Source organism: Spongiibacter tropicus DSM 19543 (genome assembly GCF_000420325.1).
GTDB lineage: Bacteria > Pseudomonadota > Gammaproteobacteria > Pseudomonadales > Spongiibacteraceae > Spongiibacter > Spongiibacter tropicus.
The window spans coordinates 1,699,862-1,718,312 of record NZ_ATUS01000001.1 but is presented as its reverse complement, the minus strand read 5'-3'; the positions used below and the strand labels follow the sequence as shown (position 1 = coordinate 1,718,312).

Annotated in this window: 20 protein-coding genes; 11 read left to right on the top strand and 9 right to left on the bottom strand. The window is 59.3% G+C overall.

The genetic code is table 11. The features are described from left to right. Positions 1 to 20: 20 nt before the first annotated feature. On the top strand, positions 21 to 1,493 hold the full coding sequence (gene thiD / locus G411_RS0108020) for a bifunctional hydroxymethylpyrimidine kinase/phosphomethylpyrimidine kinase (RefSeq protein ID WP_022958671.1): 1,473 nt from the start codon (positions 21 to 23) through the stop codon (positions 1,491 to 1,493). On the opposite strand, the gene G411_RS0108015 is transcribed toward thiD, so the two are convergent. After that, positions 1,494 to 2,354: a sterol desaturase family protein gene (locus tag G411_RS0108015; protein ID WP_022958670.1), complete on the bottom strand. Its 861-nt coding sequence runs from the start codon at positions 2,352 to 2,354 to the stop codon at positions 1,494 to 1,496. Between the two features lie 94 nt (positions 2,355 to 2,448). Here G411_RS0108015 and G411_RS0108010 point away from each other — a divergent pair, with 94 nt between their 5' ends. From G411_RS0108010 to G411_RS0107995, 4 genes are all read left to right on the top strand, one after another. Beyond that, entirely contained in the window at positions 2,449 to 3,363 is a 915-nt protein-coding gene (locus G411_RS0108010) for a LysR substrate-binding domain-containing protein (RefSeq protein WP_022958669.1), read from the top strand. 75 nt (positions 3,364 to 3,438) lie between these two features. After that, positions 3,439 to 4,074, top strand: a complete 636-nt coding sequence (locus tag G411_RS0108005) for a retropepsin-like aspartic protease family protein (protein ID WP_022958668.1) — start codon at positions 3,439 to 3,441, stop codon at positions 4,072 to 4,074. A gap of 75 nt (positions 4,075 to 4,149) precedes the next feature. Further along, entirely contained in the window at positions 4,150 to 4,740 is a 591-nt protein-coding gene (gene ribA / locus G411_RS0108000) for a GTP cyclohydrolase II (RefSeq protein ID WP_374963100.1), read from the top strand. A gap of 110 nt (positions 4,741 to 4,850) precedes the next feature. Next, entirely contained in the window at positions 4,851 to 5,936 is a 1,086-nt protein-coding gene (locus tag G411_RS0107995; protein WP_022958666.1) for an ELM1/GtrOC1 family putative glycosyltransferase, read from the top strand. Here the strand turns inward: G411_RS0107995 and dxs are convergent. The 3 genes from dxs to G411_RS0107980 form a co-directional block, all read right to left on the bottom strand. Then, positions 5,905 to 7,818 carry a 1-deoxy-D-xylulose-5-phosphate synthase gene (gene dxs / locus G411_RS0107990; RefSeq protein WP_022958665.1) on the bottom strand — a complete coding sequence of 638 codons (1,914 nt, stop codon included), beginning with the start codon at positions 7,816 to 7,818 and terminating at the stop codon, positions 5,905 to 5,907. The two genes, G411_RS0107995 and dxs, sit on opposite strands and share 32 nt — an antisense overlap. A gap of 85 nt (positions 7,819 to 7,903) precedes the next feature. Then, entirely contained in the window at positions 7,904 to 8,821 is a 918-nt protein-coding gene (locus tag G411_RS0107985; protein WP_022958664.1) for a polyprenyl synthetase family protein, read from the bottom strand. Then, positions 8,818 to 9,036 carry an exodeoxyribonuclease VII small subunit gene (locus G411_RS0107980; RefSeq protein WP_022958663.1) on the bottom strand — a complete coding sequence of 73 codons (219 nt, stop codon included), beginning with the start codon at positions 9,034 to 9,036 and terminating at the stop codon, positions 8,818 to 8,820. Before G411_RS0107980 ends, G411_RS0107985 begins: the two co-directional genes overlap by 4 nt. A 132-nt stretch (positions 9,037 to 9,168) precedes the next feature. On the opposite strand from G411_RS0107980, the gene G411_RS0107975 reads away from it, so the two are divergent. Continuing rightward, positions 9,169 to 9,708: a DUF924 family protein gene (locus tag G411_RS0107975; RefSeq protein ID WP_022958662.1), complete on the top strand. Its 540-nt coding sequence runs from the start codon at positions 9,169 to 9,171 to the stop codon at positions 9,706 to 9,708. Positions 9,709 to 9,741: 33 nt separating this feature from the next. After that, entirely contained in the window at positions 9,742 to 10,287 is a 546-nt protein-coding gene (locus tag G411_RS0107970) for a hypothetical protein (protein ID WP_022958661.1), read from the top strand. On the opposite strand, the gene G411_RS0107965 is transcribed toward G411_RS0107970, so the two are convergent. Further along, positions 10,228 to 10,620, bottom strand: coding sequence for a hypothetical protein (locus tag G411_RS0107965; protein ID WP_022958660.1), 393 nt, complete (start codon positions 10,618 to 10,620; stop codon positions 10,228 to 10,230). The genes G411_RS0107970 and G411_RS0107965 overlap by 60 nt on opposite strands. Before the next feature lie 110 nt (positions 10,621 to 10,730). Here G411_RS0107965 and G411_RS0107960 point away from each other — a divergent pair, with 110 nt between their 5' ends. Then, the gene (locus G411_RS0107960) at positions 10,731 to 11,522 is read left to right on the top strand and encodes an SDR family NAD(P)-dependent oxidoreductase (RefSeq protein ID WP_022958659.1); all 792 of its coding nucleotides are present in this window, start codon (positions 10,731 to 10,733) and stop codon (positions 11,520 to 11,522) included. On the opposite strand, the gene G411_RS0107955 is transcribed toward G411_RS0107960, so the two are convergent. Continuing rightward, a complete protein-coding gene (locus G411_RS0107955) occupies positions 11,519 to 12,502 on the bottom strand; it encodes a ribonuclease Z (RefSeq protein WP_022958658.1) in 984 nt (327 codons plus the stop codon). The two genes, G411_RS0107960 and G411_RS0107955, sit on opposite strands and share 4 nt — an antisense overlap. Before the next feature lie 2 nt (positions 12,503 to 12,504). Beyond that, entirely contained in the window at positions 12,505 to 13,209 is a 705-nt protein-coding gene (locus G411_RS21395) for a TetR/AcrR family transcriptional regulator (protein WP_022958657.1), read from the bottom strand. 245 nt (positions 13,210 to 13,454) lie between these two features. On the opposite strand from G411_RS21395, the gene G411_RS0107945 reads away from it, so the two are divergent. Then, positions 13,455 to 14,330, top strand: a complete 876-nt coding sequence (locus tag G411_RS0107945; RefSeq protein ID WP_028968261.1) for a TIGR03619 family F420-dependent LLM class oxidoreductase — start codon at positions 13,455 to 13,457, stop codon at positions 14,328 to 14,330. Positions 14,331 to 14,348: 18 nt separating this feature from the next. Here the strand turns inward: G411_RS0107945 and G411_RS21390 are convergent, their stop codons facing one another. Beyond that, the gene (locus G411_RS21390) at positions 14,349 to 14,942 is read right to left on the bottom strand and encodes a TetR/AcrR family transcriptional regulator (RefSeq protein ID WP_022958655.1); all 594 of its coding nucleotides are present in this window, start codon (positions 14,940 to 14,942) and stop codon (positions 14,349 to 14,351) included. A gap of 155 nt (positions 14,943 to 15,097) precedes the next feature. Here G411_RS21390 and G411_RS19775 point away from each other — a divergent pair, with 155 nt between their 5' ends. Then, positions 15,098 to 16,459, top strand: a complete 1,362-nt coding sequence (locus G411_RS19775; RefSeq protein WP_022958654.1) for a cytochrome P450 — start codon at positions 15,098 to 15,100, stop codon at positions 16,457 to 16,459. A gap of 52 nt (positions 16,460 to 16,511) precedes the next feature. Here the strand turns inward: G411_RS19775 and fabR are convergent, their stop codons facing one another. Then, positions 16,512 to 17,174 (bottom strand): HTH-type transcriptional repressor FabR, encoded by a 663-nt coding sequence (gene fabR, locus G411_RS0107930; protein WP_022958653.1) that lies wholly within the window; start codon positions 17,172 to 17,174, stop codon positions 16,512 to 16,514. A gap of 155 nt (positions 17,175 to 17,329) precedes the next feature. On the opposite strand from fabR, the gene G411_RS0107925 reads away from it, so the two are divergent. Further along, the gene (locus G411_RS0107925) at positions 17,330 to 18,451 is read left to right on the top strand and encodes a flavin reductase family protein (protein ID WP_022958652.1); all 1,122 of its coding nucleotides are present in this window, start codon (positions 17,330 to 17,332) and stop codon (positions 18,449 to 18,451) included.

Here is an 18,451-nt window from a genome sequence, read left to right as displayed (position 1 = left end):
AGACAAAATAACGAGGCCCTATGGCAAGTCATTCCAAACCCATCGCCTGGTCGATCGCCGGTTCTGACTCCGGTGGCGGCGCCGGTATTCAGGCCGATCTGGCCACCTTTCACGATTTTGGTGTTCACGGCTGTACGGTCATTACCGCGATTACCGCCCAGAACAGTTTCGCCGTGGGCCATGTTGCGGTGACCTCCCACCGGGCGCTGGCGGCGCAGATTAACGCACTGGACAGCGACCTGCCGGCCGGGGCTATCAAACTCGGCATGCTGGGGTCGGCGGAAGTGGTAGAGGTAGTTGCCAAGTATCTGCAAGACTACCCCGGCCCGGTGGTCTGCGATCCGGTCATGGTTTCCACCAGTGGCGGCTTGTTAATGGAAAATGGCGTCAGCCAGGTATTGGTTGAAAAGCTGCTGCCACGAGCGGATTTGCTAACCCCGAATATCAGTGAAGCGGAAACCCTGCTGGATCGAAAAATCACCACCGCTGAAGAGGTTGAGCGCGCCGCTCAGGATATCGTGGTGCTCGGTGCCCGTTCAGTGTTGCTGACCGGTGGGCATCTGGTGACGCGTGATGGTCTCTGCCACGACTATTGGACCGATGGTGAACAGGGATTCTGGCTCAGTGGTCCGTGCATCGATACGCTGAATACCCACGGCACCGGCTGTACGCTGTCGTCGGCGATTGCCGCGTTGCTGGCGCGGGGCTATGAAATGGCGGATGCACTGGTGCTGGCCAAGGCCTATGTCAGTCAGGGGCTGCGTTTGTCAGTGCAGCTTGGTGGCGGTCCCGGCCCGGTGACTCATATGGGCTGGCCAAAGCAGCTTTGCGACTACCCTGGGCTAAGCCGTCGTTTCCCCAAGGCAAAACCCGCCTTTCCCGCCTGCGACGGTGAACTGGGGCTGTATCCGGTGGTGGACAGCAGCGAATGGGTCGAGCGCTTGCTGAAAAGCGGCGTGAAAACGATCCAGCTGCGGATCAAAGACCCGCATCAGCCCAACCTTGACGAGGAGATTCAGCGCGCGGTGGCACTCGGCCGGGAGTATCAGGCTCGGGTGTTTATCAATGACTACTGGCCGCAGGCAATTGCCGCCGGTGCTTACGGGGTGCACCTCGGACAGGAAGATCTCGATGTGGCAGATATCCAAGCGATTGCCGATGCCGGGCTGCGGTTGGGGGTGAGTACCCACAGCCACTACGAGGTGGCGCGTGCCCATGCCTTGCGTCCCAGCTATATTGCCATCGGGCCGGTCTACCCAACCACCAGCAAGGAAATGCGCTTTGGTCCACAGGGGGTGAATCGGCTTCGCCACTGGGTTGAGCTGTTGTCTCCCGGCTACACGCTGACGGCGATCGGCGGAATCAATCTCAAGCGCGCCGACGAAGTGCTGGCCACCGGGGTGGGAAGCTGCGCGATGATTACGGCGATCACCGAAGCGGATGACCCGGAGTCGGTGGTCGCTTCACTGATGGCTCTGCACCAACCGCGGTAGTCAGCGCAGTTTGCTCAGATCCGTGTGGAAGTAGCGGTGCAACGCGCTGTGCTCTTCCTCCGGTGACTGTCGCCAGCCATAAATAGCGGGCCGCTCGCGCTCTATCACCAATGTTTTGAACAGTAACCAGTCGTAGATGGACAGCAGATTGCAGAGGTTGCTGCCAGAATTTTTTCCGCGGGCGTGATGATGGTGGTGCTGAGTCGGGAATGTGAAGAGATGGCACAGGCCGTACATGCTGTTGCGCACCCAGGCCCAGCGGTGGTTGAGCAGATAGAGATCGTAATTCCAGTTCACGTGGTTGTGTGCAGCCCACAGTCCCTTGAAGACGGTGCCGATCACAAACACCTCGGTCAGCCCTAGATACAGCGCCAGAAACTGGAACCAGTAATTGGGCATGATGAACCACCAGGTCCAGTGCTCGACAAAGGTTTGGGTGACGCTTAACTCGCCTTTGCCGTCGTTGCCTCCCGAGAGGTGGTGGGGCCGGTGGCCGATCTTGTAGAGGTTCTGGGCCCGGCGCAGCCAGGTATTTTTCGGACGACGGCTGTGGGCGAACCAGTGTCCGGCACCGTGCAGCAGTTCCTCCAGCGCGATATAGCTGATCAGCGTTACCCAGAAATACTCACTTTCCAGCCACGCCAGTGAGTCGTGAAACTGGGGGATGATGGCGCCTGCGATCCAGGCAATGCCGAACAGCAGCAAGGGCCGCTGAATCAATACCATGCCGGCCGCGCTCAGGCCGGCCATCTGCCAGTCTTCACGGCTTTTACGTGCGCCCCGGGCGCGGCCATTGAACCACTCCCAGATGGCGAACACAATGATAAAGGCAGTCACAAAATGAGCAGGCTGAAGATCCACGCCGATGTCCTCTTATTGGTTTTAGCGGCTTGCGGTAGACAGCCTACGGAATTTTAGGTATTTGTGAATTCGATAATTTATATACCTATTATTTATGAAGCTGAATTTACGTGCGGTTGACCTGAATCTACTGACCGTTTTCGATGCACTGCTCAGGGTGCAGAACCTCTCCCGCGCCGCCGAAGAATTGGGCATGAGCCAGCCCGCTGTGAGTGCGGCGCTGTCCCGCCTGCGCCTGACCATGAAAGACGAGTTGTTTGTGCGCACGCGCAGTGGCATGAAGCCGACGCCCCGCGCACTGGCTGCTCAGGCGCCGGTGGCTGAGGCGCTGGCACTGATGGCCGGAGCGCTGAGCAGCGACCAACAGTTTGCGCCCGCCAGTGCCGAGCGGCAGTTCAGCTTGTTGGCCGACGGCTACCTGGAAATGACGGCGCTGGGCGGCATCATGCAGGCTTTGCAAACCGCCGGGCTGGGGTTGAGCTTACGCAACACGGTACTCGACCGTCATGATGTGGCCTCGGCGCTCGCGCGGCTGGAGTACGATGCGGTGATTGATTTTGTGCGGGTGGAATCCGACAAGGTCTGTGTGGCGCCGATCGGCGAACAGGAGCTGGTGGTCATTGCCCGTCGCGGGCATCCGCGATTGAGGCGGCAACTCAGCGTCGAGCAGTATTTTGCCGAAGGGCATATTCTGTTGCGTCAGCGCAGTCGCTACCGCACACAACTGGAACTGGCGCTGGGAGGAGAGCGCTTGCAACGCCGGGTTGACGTGCATGTACAGCATTTTGCGGCGATGCCGCCGGTGGTGGCACAGACCGATTCGCTGGCAACCTTGCCCAGAGTGTTGGCAGAGCGCTTTGCGCGGGCCTACGATATTCAGGTGTTTCCCTTTCCGCTGCCCATGCCTGCGGTACCCACCTGGTTGATGTGGCCGGCCAGTCTTGCAGGGGATGCCGGACACCGCTGGTTTATTGAGTTGCTAAGGACGCAGGCCCGGCTGCTGACTTGATGCGGGCGCGAAGCTGGGGTTAGATGCCATGAAACAATGGGCTGGTCGCAGGGCTGCCAGTGGCGAGGATGAGCAATGATCAAACATACGGCACTGCTGCTGTTGCTGGCGATGACAAGCAGTTTCAGCGTCGCAGAAGCGCTGGTTGTGCGGGGGCTGTTCAAGGGGGCAGTGCTGCTGGATATCGATGGGGAGCAAAAGCTGCTGCGCGAGGGCGCGACGCATCCCCGCGGGGCGACAGTGATTTCCGCCGATTCGCGCTCTGCAGTGGTTCGCTACCAGGGCGAAACGCGCCGCCTGACGCTAAATAAGCGCATTGGCACCCATTACGCCGAGGCGGAAACGCAGGAAGTGGTATTGCAGCGCAACAGCAAGCGGGAATACCGCACCCGCCTTGAAGTGAATGGCCGCAGTGCGGAAGCGGTTGTCGATACGGGTGCCACATCGGTGGCGATGAGTACCTTGCACGCCCGTCAGCTGGGTATCCGCTACGATGATGCCCCGGTGGTTAGTGTTGCCACGGCTTCGGGGATGAGTCGGGGTTTTGCGGTGACCCTGCCCAAGCTCGCGGTAGGCAGCATCGAGCGCCACCACGTGGCAGCGGTGGTGGTCGAGGGGGATTATCCCCATGTCATTCTGCTTGGCATGAGCTTTCTCGAACACGTTGATATGCAGGAAAAAGGCAATATTCTCACCCTGACCGCCCACTGATTGGGGCCTGCCCACATTGCGGCTCGCCTGATCGGCTTCGCGCTGATAAAATGCGCCACCGAAAATTTTCTGGAGATGCCAGTGGCGGTCCGCTATATAGAGTCCTCCAAGCTCCCCACACCCTGGGGGGTGTTTGATATTCACGGTTTTGAGGACGCAGAAACCGGCAAAGAGCACGTGGTACTTAGCCTCGGGGATATTGGCGACGGTCAGCCGGTGCTGGCGCGTATTCACTCCGAGTGTCTGACCGGTGATGCCCTGTTCAGCATGCGTTGCGACTGCGGCGCACAGTTGCAGGCGGCGATTCAGAAAGTGGCGGAAGAAGGGCGTGGTGCGATTTTCTATCTGCGTCAGGAAGGTCGGGGCATCGGCCTGATGAACAAAATCCGTGCGTATAAATTGCAAGATGAAGGCGCCGATACCGTCGAGGCCAATGAGCAACTGGGCTTTGGCGCGGACATGCGGGACTACAGCCTGCTCAAGCCGATGTGTGAGCAGCTTAATATCCACAAAGTGCGTCTGATGACCAACAACCCGCGCAAAGTGAATGCGCTCACTGACCAAGGGGTCGATGTGGTAGAGCGTCTACCGCTGCAAACCGGTCAGAACCCCCACAATGCCAAGTATCTGGCAACCAAATCCGGCAAGCTGGGCCACCTCTTTTAAGTTGCTCGACGGTTACGCGGGTCATCGGATTGTCACGACGCTGTGACCCGCCTGTCACTACCTCCTTCCACACTGGGCACATTCTGTTTTCAACAAAAGAATGTCTGCCTATGTCTGTCTTACGACTGTGGGTCCTCCACGACGGCAAGCCCGGCCATTATTCCCAGGCTTTGGGCGTTGCCCGTCTGATCCAGCAACGCAGCCAGCGTCCCTGCGAGATGAGGGCTATTCAGGCGAAGCCCAAACTCAAACTGGCGAATCACGCGCTTCGCTTCCTTGCGGCGCGTGCCGGGGCGGCACTGTTGCGCTGTCTGCCACTGGCGTATCGCCGCGAGGCATTGCCCGATGAGGTGCCCGATCTGATTATCTCCTTCGGCGGCAATGTGCTGGCGCTTAATGTCGCCCTCAGCCGTCTGCTGGACTGCCCAAATCTGGTGGTGGGTAACTGTTATGGTCTGCCTGCCGACAGTGTGTCGGTCAATCTCACCGCCTTTGTCGACCGGGCACGAAGCGCCGACTGGCAGCGTCGAAATATCGGCAGTCAGGTCGCGCTGTGCAAAACTGAGCGCAGTCACTGTGAGCGACTGGGCAACCTCTTGTGGGAGCAATCCCCGGCGCCGCTGTGGACAATGCTGGTTGGCGGTCCCGGCAGCGGTTACCGCTACAGCGATGACGACTGGCGTGCATTGGTGGTGGCGATGGCTCAGCTCAGCCGGCGCTACGGTATTCGCTGGTTGCTGAGTACCTCCCGGCGCTCTGCGGGGGCGGCGGAGATTCTGCGCCATGGATTGAATGAGGAAAATTGCTTCGCCAGTATTTATTACCGGGGCCCGGACAGTCCCTCAGCCGATGCTTTCCTCGGTGCCGGTGAGCGACTGTTTTGCACGGAAGACAGCTTGAGTATGCTTTCCGAAGCGGTGGCGATGGGGAAGCCTGTGGTCAGTTTGCGCCCGGCGCGGGCCGTTGTGAGCGGTACTCACCTGAGGGTAGTGAGCTGCCTCGCCGATCAGCGCTTGATCGAGCGCCTGTCTATCGGTGAGCTGGTGGACTATCAGCCAACAGACATACCGCCGCTGCGCAGCTATCGGCAGCACCTCGAGGCGATTTATCAGCAGATTTGTGCGCTGACGGCGATCAGCGCGCCGCCAGCAACGAGGGAGTCGATCAGCTTGCCGCCGAATCTGGTAACAGCTTGAGCGCCGTCATGCGGTTGCGGATGCTGTGTTCAATACCGTTGGCGTCCAGCCCCACTTCGCTGAGCAGTACCCCGTGTTTGCCGTGATCGACAAAGCGATCGGGCAGCCCCAGTTGCAGCACGGGCAGGTCAATGTCGCGGCTGTTCAGGTATTCCGTGACTGCGCTACCGGCACCGCCTGCGATCACATTCTCTTCCAGCGTAACAATCAGATCATGATTGGCGGCCAGCTCGTCGAGCAATGCGGTATCCAGCGGCTTTACAAAACGCATATCTGCCAGCGTGGCATTCAGTGCCTGCGCGGCTTCGCTGGCGGCGCTCAACAGGGTGCCAAAGTTGACGATCGCCACCGATTGACCGCTGCGCAGTTGGCGGCCCTTGCCGATGGGAAGACAGTGCATTTTCGCTTGAATGTCCACGCCGGGGCCGGTGCCGCGCGGGTAGCGAACGGCTGCCGGACCGGGGTAGTGATAGGCGGTGTGCAGCAACTGACGGGTCTCGTCTTCGTCGGCCGGAGCCATGATCACCATATTGGGAATGCAGCGCAGGAAACTGAGGTCGAAGGCCCCGGCGTGGGTGGGCCCGTCTTCGCCGACCAGTCCCGCCCGGTCGATGCCGAAGGTCACGTCCAGATTCTGCAGGGCAATGTCGTGAATAAGCTGATCGTAGGCACGCTGCAAAAAAGTGGAGTAAATCGCGACCACGGGCTTGAGGCCATCGCAGGCCATGCCGGCTGCCAGCGTCAGTGCGTGCTGCTCGGCAATGGCGACATCGTAAAAACGGTCTTCAAAACGCCGGGCGTATTCCACCATGCCTGAGCCTTCGCACATGGCGGGGGTAATGGCGACCAGCTTGTCGCAGCCGCTGGCTTCATCGCACAGCCACTGACCGAAAATATCCTGATACTTGGGGCCTTTCTTTACCGGCGCAGGCTTGTTGCCGGCATCGTCGGGCTCGATTTTGGAAATCGCGTGGAAGCCCACCGGGTCCTGTTCAGCCGGGGCAAAGCCCTTTCCTTTCTGCGTCATGATGTGCAGCATTTGCGGGCCGTCAAGCTCACGCAGATTGCGCAGAGTAGGGACCAGTACATCGAGGTCGTGGCCGTCGATGGGGCCGATATAGTTAAAGCCCAGCTCCTCGAACAGGGTGGCGGGGGAGACCATGCCCTTCATGTATTCTTCCAGGCGCGAGGCGATTTCCTTGGCCGGGCCGGGAAATTTCTGCAGTACCGACTTACCGCCGCTGCGCAACTGGTTGTAGGTTTTTGACGCCCAGATTTTGGAGAAGTAGGTGTTCAGTCCGCCGGTGTTTTTGGAGATCGACATTTGATTGTCGTTGAGTACCACCAGCATATTGGCGCCGGTATGGCTGGCGTGGGTGATGGCTTCAAAAGCCATGCCCGCAGTCATCGCACCATCGCCGATGACTGCGACGGTGCGGCGGTCGATACCCTGCTGGCGGGCGGCGATCGCCATCCCCAGCGCGGCGCTGATGCTGGTGCTGGAATGGCCGACGCCAAAGGTGTCGTAAGGGCTTTCCTCGCGTTTCGGGAAGCCTGCCAGCCCGCCAGCCTTGCGCATACTCAGCATACGCTCGCGACGACCGGTGAGAATTTTGTGGGGGTAACACTGGTGGCCCACATCCCACACCAGCCGGTCGTCGGGGGTGTTGTAGATGTAGTGCAGGGCGACGGTCAGCTCAACAACGCCGAGGCCTGCGCCGAAGTGGCCGCCGGTCTGGCCGACCGAGTACAGCAGAAATTCACGCAGCTCTGTCGCCAGCTGGGGTAGCTGATGCTCGTCCAGTCCGCGCAGATCGTCGGGGTCGGCGATGCCGTCGAGCAGTGGGGTCGACGGCCGTTGCGTGGGAATTTTCCGAAACATGAATCTCTAACCTGACGGCGCAAAGGCCGCAATTGTAAACCAATTGCCCTGCAGCGACACGGCGCAGCGTGTGTAGAAATGCCGATTAGTGCTCGCGCTCAATGATATACGCCGCCAGTTGTCGCAGTGGTTCTGCCGTCGGACCAAAGCCGCCCAGTGCGGAGATGGCATCGTCGTGCAGTTCGCGGGCCAGGCGCTTGGCACCGTCCATGCCCAGCAGGGCGGGGAAGGTGGGCTTGTTCAGCGATTGGTCCGCCCCCTGCGTTTTGCCCAGCACCTCGGTATTGCTCTCAATATCGAGAATGTCGTCCTGCACCTGAAAAGCCAGGCCGATGGCGCGTCCGTAGTCATCGAGCTGCTGGCGCTGTGCCGCACTGGCACCACCGGCTAAAGCACCGAGGCCGACGGCGGCGCGGATCAATGCGCCGGTTTTCAGTTGGTGCATGGTTTGCAGGGTGCTCAGATCGAGTTGGCGATTGACGTTGGCCAGATCAATGGCCTGGCCACCAACCATGCCGCGCGGTCCGCTGGCGGCTGCCAGTAGTTTAACCATGGCGAGATTGCGCTCGGCGGGCAGATCCAGGTCTGCCAACAACTCAAAGGCACGGCTTTGCAGGCCATCGCCCACCAGAATGGCAGTGGCTTCGTCGTAAGCGATATGGCAAGTGGGCTTGCCTCGGCGCAGGTCGTCGTCGTCCATGGCGGGCAGGTCGTCGTGCACCAGTGAATAGGCGTGGATCATTTCCAGTGCGCAGGCGCAGTCATCCAGCACCGCGTCGTTGCTGCTTTCGCTGAGCGCGGCGGCGGTCGCGTAGACCAGCGTCGCCCGGACTCGCTTGCCGCCGTTCATCAGGCTGTATTCGCTGGCCTCAAACAGGCGGTGGAGTACCGCGCTGGCCTCCGCATCGCTGAACTCACTGCCACTGTGGCCCAACCTGCCGGGCAGTGCCGCTTGCAGACGCTGCTGGCTGCGCTGCAGGTAATCGCTGAAGCTGTTGCTCATTCGTCGCTGTCCGGGTGGGTATCCTGCGCGGTCAGCTCCTGCACTTTCAGCTCGGCATCCGCCAGTGCCTTCTGGCAATCGAGGCTGAGCTGCATGCCTTTCTCAAAGGCTTTGAGGGAGTCTTCCAGACTGAGCTCGCCCGATTCCATGACGTGAACCAGTTGCTCCAGCTCACTGAGTGCAGACTCGAAATTCGGGGCTTTGGCCTTGGCCATGGTGTTCTCCAGGATGGCTGAGTACGTAAAGCGGAGTATTTTACCAGTGTCTGTGCGCCGCTGCCCACGCTTCGTGGGCCTGGGGGCAACAATCGATTATGCTGGGAGCGTGCTACTGCCGGGAGAGGGAACATGGATGCCGCACAGGTACTGACGTTCTGGTTTGATACCTTGGAGCCGGGCGACTGGTTTGGTCGCAGCGACGATGTCGATGCGCAGATTCGTCGGCAATTTGCCGAGTGCCATCGGGCTGGCGCGGCTGGAGAGCTATACGGCTGGCGGTGTTCTCCTGAGGGGCGACTGGCGGAGATTCTGGTGCTTGATCAGTTTTCCCGAAACCTGTACCGCGATGATGCACGCGCCTTTGCCTGCGATGCGGCGGCGCTGGTGCTGGCGCAGGAAGCCATTGCGGGTGGCGTGGATGATTCGCTAAGCGGCGATCAGCAAGTGTTTCTGTACATGCCGTTTATGCACAGCGAGTCACCGCGGATTCAGCGCGAGTCTCTGCGTTTGTTCGAGCGCTTGGGAAAGCCCACGAATATGGACTTTGCCCGCCGCCATGCGGAAATTATCGAACGCTTTGGCCGATACCCTCACCGCAACGCGGTATTGGGGCGGCACTCCACGCCGGAAGAGCAAGAATTTTTGCGCCGGCCCGGCTCCTCATTTTAGAGTGCATACTTTTACAAACGATAAGGCCCGATTATGTTGCGACTGTTGATTCCTCTCCTGCTGCTGGCTCCTGCGGCCTGGGCTTGTGATTTTCCCGACAGCGAACGGGCGTCGGCGCCGGAATGGCTATGTGGTGAGCACCAGTATGAAGGCGCCTTCCACACGGCGGTGGGCAGCAAAACCCGCATGCCGTCGATTTCCCTGCAAAATCGTCTGGCCGGGCGCGATGCGGTCAGCGGTGTGTTGCGCGCGCTGTTTACCGACGCGGTGGAGAAGCTGCAACCGCAGTTGAGCGATGTTCGCCTGCGGGTGCCAGATCTGGACGATATCGGGGTGGCAAAGCAGTTTGTCGGCATCACTGTGCTGGCAAAGGCCAAGAGCCCTCAGCGGCAGCTGTTTGTGCTGGCGGGTGTGCCTGAGGCCGAGCGCCAGCGGCTGGAGTCTGTGGCCTGGTCACTGTTGATGTTGCAGAACCGCGACGCCATTGTGGCGGCGCGGGGGGAAGCCGCCTACGAGGCGCTAGCGGCTCAGTCGCAGGGTGAGGGCAGTGCCGACGCCCCAGACGGCGTTAGCGAGTAACACCACCAGCGGGGTGAGTGTGCCCAGTGCCAGTCCCGCCTGACCGTAAGGCGAGTGATAGGGAAAGACGATAAACAGTTGCACAGCGCTGGGCAGCAGGCTCAACAGCAGGGCTCTGCGCAGCCAGTGTTGGGCGAACAGGGGCATTGCGAACAGCAGGCCCCACAAGCCGCCCCAGACCAGTCTTGGGTAGAGCCATTCGGGTGAGAGTGAGGGGCCGATACTCACGCCGAGTGCGGCGGTCAGACCGTAGCTGCCTACCAGCCAAAGCGCCAGGCTGTTCAGTAATCCGCCGACATTCCCTGCCGCATAGCTCAGTAAATATGATCGCATGATGGTCTCCGTTGTCGCGTCGTGGCCTGGGAATCGTCGCTTCGGCTTTCCCTTGGCGCTGCATACGGGCAGAATTTGTTCCCCCGAATACAGTGGATACGAGATGGACTATGGCAGCAAATAAAAATTCCGATATTGCATTGATCACCGGCGCCTCCGCCGGCATCGGTCGCGCGTTTGCCGAGCAGTTGGCGCCGCGCTGCAAGGCGATGATTCTGGTCGGCCGCGATGCCGACAAGCTGGCGACGGTCGCGGCCGAGCTGCGGCCATCGGGCTGCGATATCCACACTCTGGCTCTGGATCTGACACAGCCACTGGCCGTGGCTGAAGTGCTGGAAGCCATTCGTCAAAAGGGTCCTGTCAGCATCCTGATCAACAATGCGGGTTTTGCTACACACAGTAATTTGAAGCACAGCGATCTCGACCTGGAGCAGAAAATGGTCGACCTGCATTGCACCGCCACGGTGGCCCTGTGCCGGGCGGCACTGCCTTATATGACAGAGCTGGGGCGGGGGCGGATCGTCAATGTTGCCTCGCTGGCGGGCTTGATTCCGATGAAGGGCGCGGCAGTGTATGGCGGCAGCAAGGCATTCCTCTCTGCATTTAGCCAATGCCTTGCGAAGGAAGAGCGCAGTGCCGGAATCGTGGTGCAGTGCCTGTGTCCGGGCTACACCCACAGCGACTTCCACTACCGGGAAGCGTTGGGTGAATTTGATAAGAGCACGGTGCCGGAGGAATTCTGGCAGACCTCGGAAGAAGTGGCGGCGGCTAGTCTGGCGGCGCTGGAACTGGAGCGCCCGCCGGCGCTGTTTATCCCCGGCGCATCCAATCGCCAATGGGTGCGTGATGAGCTGGAGCGTCAACTGGCGGCGCTGGATGCACTGTCGTCAACGGGGCTTTAATGCCCGGGCTCATCGAGCCGATACAATTGGCGGTCGCGGTCCAGTTGGTAGCTGTGCAGGTCTTCCGCCATGTATAAGTTGCCCTCGTAATAGCTGCGGGCTTCGCGGATCAAGTCATCAATGCTGTGCTCGACATGGTCGCCACCCTTGAGGCGGTAGCGCTGGCTGAAGTGAGTCAGAATGAGCTGGCGAAGTCCGGCCTCGCTGGCGGCTTTGGCAACCATCGCGGCGGTACTGTGCATGTATTTGGGGCCGACTTTGGCCAGTACTTCTTCGCTGAAGGTCGCTTCGTGAATCATCACATCGCTGCGGCACATCGCATCGTGCAGGAGTTCGGGTTGGTCGTTGTCGCCGCCCACAATAATGCTGCGCGGCGGCCAGGCCGGGCGGCTGAAATCATGGCTACGGAACAGCTCGCCAGACTCCGATACCACATCTTCACCCCGTTGCAGTCGATTCCACTGCGGGCCTCTGGGCAAGCCCGCTTCATCCAGTTCGGCCTCCAGCAGGTGTCGGGGCGGCTGCTCTTCCGCGCGGTAGGCAAAGCAGGGTACCCGGTGCGACAGCGGGTGCGCACTGACGTGCAGCTGACCGTCATCGTAGCTGAAATCTGGCAAGTCGCTGCGGACAAAATGCAGGGGAAAGCGCAGCTCGCGGATGTCGGTGTGCAGAAACGTCGCCCGGATAAATTGTTCGATGCCATCGGGGGCGCAGATCGTGAGCGGTGTCTTGCGGCCACTCATATTGGCACTGGCAATCAGCCCCGGCAGACCGTAGCAATGGTCGCCGTGCACGTGGGTGATGAAAACGGCGCGCAGTCTGGCGGTGGTGTAGCGGGTGCGCTGTAACTGGTGCTGGGTGGCTTCGCCGCAATCGAACAGGTACCAGTCGCGGGCGTCATCGATCGCCATCGCCAGGCCCGTGACATTGCGCTGTCGGGTCGGGGTGCCGGCACTGGTGCCCAGAAAGGTCACGCGCACGATCAGCCCTCCCTCGGTGCCCGGCGGCGGGCAAGAATATCCAGGCTTCTCGATGATGGCGGTGCCTCGAGAATGGCAACCATACTGTCGATCAGGTTGCTGGCCATAAAATCAGTGTCGCGAATCAGTGGGTCGTAAGTGCCGTTGTGGCGGACCCGGGCATGGTCGGAAATGCCGTGAAACCCCAGCACATTGATGAGCAGAATACGGTGCTGAGCGATCTCTGGCGGCAGTTGGGTAAGCTCCTGGGCTGTGAGATTAGCCAGCTTGGTCTCGCGGGTAAGCTGCAGGGAATGTTTTTCCGGCAGGGCGTAGCCCAGGGTATTGCTGGCAATCAGCTCGGCGCTGATATGCAGGTAGGCTTCGCCGCCGTCGGCATCGTCCAGTTTCTCCAGCAGTGGCTCCACAATGGCGGTGGCAATCAGGCGCGCGGCTGGCATCCCCTGCTTGAGCAGCTCGTCGATCAGTTTGGCGCGACGCTCCGCCAGTGCCGGGCCGTGTTTGTCGAAGATCGCCTGGAGCAGACCATCTTTATTCCCGAAGTGGTATTGCACCGCGTTGCGATTGGCCTGACCGGCGGCGCGGGTGATGGTGTTCAGCGACACGCCGTCGATACCCTGTTCGGCGAACAGGGTTTCCGCCGCGCGGACAATGCTGTCGCGGGTGCGGTGGCTGCGAGTGTCTTTGGCGGCGCTCAGGGTCATCATCCTTTTTCTGTGGTGTGGTCACTTGTCTGAAGCTTAGCAAGAAATTCCTTTTATTTCGCGGGCTTGGCGCCGATGCTGGCGCAGCTTTGGCCGATAGTGACGCTTGCTCCAAAGACGGCTGGACTGCGTAAAGTCATCCGTTCGGAGGTTATCGAGCCGTTACCTGCCGATCTATAGTAGTGCTCGACTGGCCGTGCGGTGCCGCGGCGCGAATCCTGGAAAATAATGCCAAGAAGGAAATCTGCATGAAGTTTGCCTACCACCACAGTATGTGCCCCGTGGAGCAGTATGTGCCGCTGAGCGTCGAAGCCGAAAAACTGGGTTTTGACACCGTTACTATGCCTGACAGCATCTGTTACCCCAAAGAGGCCAGTTCCAAATACCCTTACAACAGCGACGGCAGCCGTGAGTTTCTGGACGGTGTTCCGTTTATGGAGCCGTTTCTGCTGACGGCCCATCTGGCCGCACAAACCGAGAAAATCCGCTTTACGACCTCGGTGCATAAACTGGCCGTACACGAGCCGGTCTTGATCGCCAAAACCCTGTCAACGCTGGCGGTACTGACCAATAACCGTTTTGGTTACGGTGTCGGTATCAGTCCCTGGGCCGAGGACTTCGAGGTGACAAATGTACCTTGGGAGCGCCGCGGCAAGCGTATGGACGAGATGATTGAAATCATCAACGGGCTGATGAGCGGCGAGTATTTTGGCTACAAGGGCGAGATCTTCGATGTGCCCGAAGTGAAAATCTGCCCGCCACCCAGTGTGCGTCCGCCCATTCTGGTCGGTGGTCATTCCAAGCCTGCTCTGCGCCGCGCCGCGCGTCTGGGAGATGGCTGGATTGCCGCCGGTGGCGATCTGGACTCAATCAAGGCCATGATCGACCAGATTAACGAGTTCCGCGTGGAGTACGGCCGCGATCACCTGCCCTTTGAATTCCAGGCCATGACGGCAGAAGCCTACAGTGCCGACGGAATCAAGCGGCTTGAGGATATTGGCGTGGATGAGGTGCTGGTGGCATTCCGCGACGTGTACGCCTCGGAGCCCGATACCAAAACTGTGGAAGAAAAAATCGGCATGATGACGTGGTATGCCGACGAAGTGATCAATAAGAGTCGCTAAACGAGAAAGCTGCGCCGCTCAGCAGGGGGGGCGCAGCTGTTCGATCATTCTGAATAAGTAGGCGGCGCGCGTTTCGCGTTCTTCGAGCGGCAGCATCAGCAGGTTTTTAGCCATGCCGATGACAAGGTCGAAGGCGATATGCGTAATGTCTTCCGCGCTCAGGTCATCCCGCAGTTTTCCCTGCTTCTGCATGCTGGCGATCATCTCCAGCATCAGGCCGCTGAAATGCTGATCCTTCTCCCGCTGAGCAAAGAAGCTGTCTTCGTGGGTCAGTGCAAAGCTGTGCAAATTCAGGCGAACGCGCCACTCCAGGTCGGATTCCTCGTCCAGTGGCAGGCCGGCTTTGATGACCGGAAAAAAGCTGTCCAGACCGGGGTTGTCGGTGGCAATGGCTTCCTGCATGCGCAGGTCGATGCGCTGGTCCGCCCAGCGGAAGGCGGCGATAACGATCTCTTCTTTGCTGCTGAAGTAGTGAGAGAGGACGCCAATCGAGCACCCCAAGGATTTGGCGAGGGCCCGCGTCGTCAGGGCTTCCAGACCTTTTTCCGCGATCAGTCTGGCGGCGGCGCCAGCCACTTCTTCACGACGGCTGTCGTGGTCAACTTTTCTCACGGTTTGCCAGTTCCTTTCAGTGCGTACAAATTTGCGCTGCCAACTATACCTTAAGATGAAATATAATTCATATCGAACGCTTGATATGTATCATAAGCCCTTCTATGATGGGCACCAATAAATTGATAACGACCCCCTTCGGAGGGCATGACGCCATGGCAAGCACCGCTGTAAACACCGATTACAAACAGGCTCCGGATTGCACGGATCTGCAACACATCCCCGGCTCATTTGGTATGCCGATCATTGGACATACTTTTGCGCTCGTAAAAGACCTGTACGGCACTATTGATAAGCAGTACCGCGAGTTTGGTAATGTCTCGCGCTTTGGTCTGGCGGGATTCAAGGGCGTATTGCTGGTTGGCCCCGATCTCTACAAAGAAGTGTATCTGGACAAGGATAAAAACTTCTCGGCAGAGATGGGTTACATGGGCTCGCTGGGTCGTTATTACAAAGGCGCTTTGCTGCTGCGTGATCACGACGAGCACCGCTTCCAGCGTCGGATGATGCAGACCGCATTTAAAAACGATGCGATGAAAGGCTACATCGACACCATGGGGCCAATGATTGCCGAGGCTGTTGAAAGCTGGGGTAAGAACGAGGAGATGCTATTCTTCCCGGCGATCAAGCAGAACCTGCTGGACGTCGCGGCAACGATCTTCGTCGGTCTGGATAAAGGCGACGAGCGCGCCCAGTCGATGAATCAGACCTTTACCGATGTTGCCAATGGCATGATGGGGATCATCAAGAAGGAAATTCCCGGCACGCTGCACTACAAAGCGAAAAAGGGTGAGCGCCAGCTGAAGTCCTTCTTCTATAGCCTGATTGACGAGCGCCGTGCGGGTAACGGTACCGATACCTTCAGTTACTTCACCAAGGAAAAAACGGAAGACGGTGAGTTCTTCAGCCACGAAGATATTACCGCCCACATGAGCTTCCTGCTGTTTGCGGCGCACGACACGACCACCAGTGCACTCAGCCACCTGCTCTACTATCTGGGTCAGGATCAAGAGGCTCAGCAGCGCCTGCGTGACGAAGCGATGGCGATCGATAAAGAGTTTCTTGAGTACGAAGATCTGGAGAAAATGCCGCTGGCAGAAATTGCCGCGAAAGAAGCACTGCGTCTGCATCCGTCGGTAATGATGATGCAGCGCCGCACTATCAATGAGTGTGAGCTGGGCGGCTACCGCATTCCGGCAAACACGATTCTGTTTATGACCCCGCAGCATACTCACCGCATGGAAGAGTACTGGGATAATCCGCTGAAGTTTGATCTTGATCGCTGGCTGGAGCCGCGCAACGAGCACAAGCGTCATACCTTCAGTTTTGTCGGTTTCGGCGGCGGTGCTCACAAATGTATCGGTATGCACTTTGCGCTGATGCAGGTGAAGAACTTCCTGCACCAGTTCCTGCGCCGTTACGAATTCCGTCTGGCAGACGGTTACAGCGACAGCATGCAGACCGTTCCCCTGCCCAAGCCAGCGGACGACCTGCCCATTGTTCTTAAGCGCATCTAAAGACGACAGTCTTTTGATTTCTTGGGGCCTCTCGGCCCCTTTTTTATGGGCGTTACTTTGCTGATCGCCGGTGCTTTTTGGCCAATGACTGGGAGCCTTCCATAATCATGCGGATCATCACGACGGTCTGGTCGATAAGCGCGGCGCGTGATTCTTTTGGAAGGTTGGCTGCGTTGGCACCCATGGCCACCACCAGGCGGGTAATGGCCTTGGCGGTCAGCGCGGGTTCGTAGGTCGCGTGGCCGGTCAGCTTCTCCATGCGTTCCAGTTCATCGCGCAACTCATCCTCAAAATAAGTGAGTTCATTTTCCACGGCCTCCCGGAAGGCATCTGATCCCGTCGACATTTCCCGCAGTAATACCTGAAGGTATTTCTCGTCGGCATCAAGCTGCTCCATAAACGCTTCCACCGACGTGCGAATAGCACTGCGCTCCATGGACAGTCGCTGGCGGGCCTCTCGAATAATGCCTCGCAGTGCTCGCCCGGCCTGATCGATCAGGGCGACGGTCAGCTCATCGACGTCGCGAAAATAACGGTAGAAGCTATTGGGTGCGATCCCCGCCTCGCGGGCAATTTCCCTGAGACTCAGGGTGGATACGCTGCGGTGATCGCCCAGCAGCCGCACGGCGGCATCCATTAAATCCTGTTCTGTCACCTGCCGGCGCTGGCGGCCGCTGTCCGCTTTCTTGGTGCTTCGTCTTGCCCGAATACTCATCGTTTCCACGTGTTGCTGGCTGTGAATGTCAGCCTAGTTTAGGGACTTCGGAAACGTTCGTATATACAGGTAAATATACACATGAATATACACTTGTATTGACACTTATAAATACAGGTGTATATTGATCGAAAAATCACCAGTTGAGGTGGCCTATGACATCGCCGTTTTTATCCTCCGCAGAGGGCCTGATTGCGCGCAAACCCGTGTTGGGTGGGCTCGTCGCCGCGCTTATGACGGAGGGGCAGTACGACTTCTGGTCTCGTGAGCTGGGGAGCACTGCTGCCTGGCGCCGGGTCTTTGCCAGAGTGGTGGCTGCGCAGTGGGAGGCCGCCGATACGCTGACCTTAACACTGCGCCCCAACCGCAACCTGGGCCAGGTGTCTGCCGGTCAGCACCTCACCGTGAGTGCGGATATCGCTGGCCGCCGTCACTGTCGCAGCTACAGTCTGTCCCGGCTGGCCAGTGGCCGTGATATTTGCTTGACCGTGCGGCGAGAGCCCGGAGGCTTGGTGAGTAATTTTCTCCACGATCACGTGCAGGTCGGTGATGTGCTGGAGTTGAGTCAGCCCTACGGCGACTTGGCGACCGGGCTGGTGAGCGACGCGACGCGCCCGCTGCTGATGTTGGCGGCCGGCAGTGGTATCACGGCGATCTACAACCTGCTTGCCTCGATGGCAGCGTCGGGGCGCTCTTTGCAGGGAGAGTTACTGTATTGGGAGAAACAGCCCGACCGCTTTTGCTTCACCGAAGAGCTGAACCGCCTGCAGGCGGAGCATGCCGGGCTTCGGGTCAGCCGCTTTTGTAACGCCACCGAAGGGCGCGAGGATGCGGAGCGCGGGCGGCTGGATGCGGCGTTGGCGGCGCGGCTGGCAGGGGCGTATCCCGCTGCGTCGATCGTTGCCTGTGGTGGTGGCGCTTTTGTCACAGCGGCGCGTGAGCTGCTGGGAGGTGTCGGCAAGGAATTCCGTGCTGAAGCCTTTACGCCATCGTTTGCGACCATCGACGATGAGACCGACGAGCAATTCTACGAGCTGGTGCTGCGGCGCAGCGGCAAAACCCTGCGGGTATCGAGTCGTCAATCGCTGCTGGAGCAGATAGAGGACGCCGGTTTGTCGCCAGAGCACGGTTGTCGAATGGGAATTTGTAACAGCTGCAGTTGCCAGCAGCGCGGCGGCGAAAGTGTGAACGAACTTAGCGGTGCAGCGTTGCGAGGCCAGGGTGCCGTCCGCTTATGTGTGAGTCGGGCGAACAGCGACCTTGAGCTGGATCTGTGA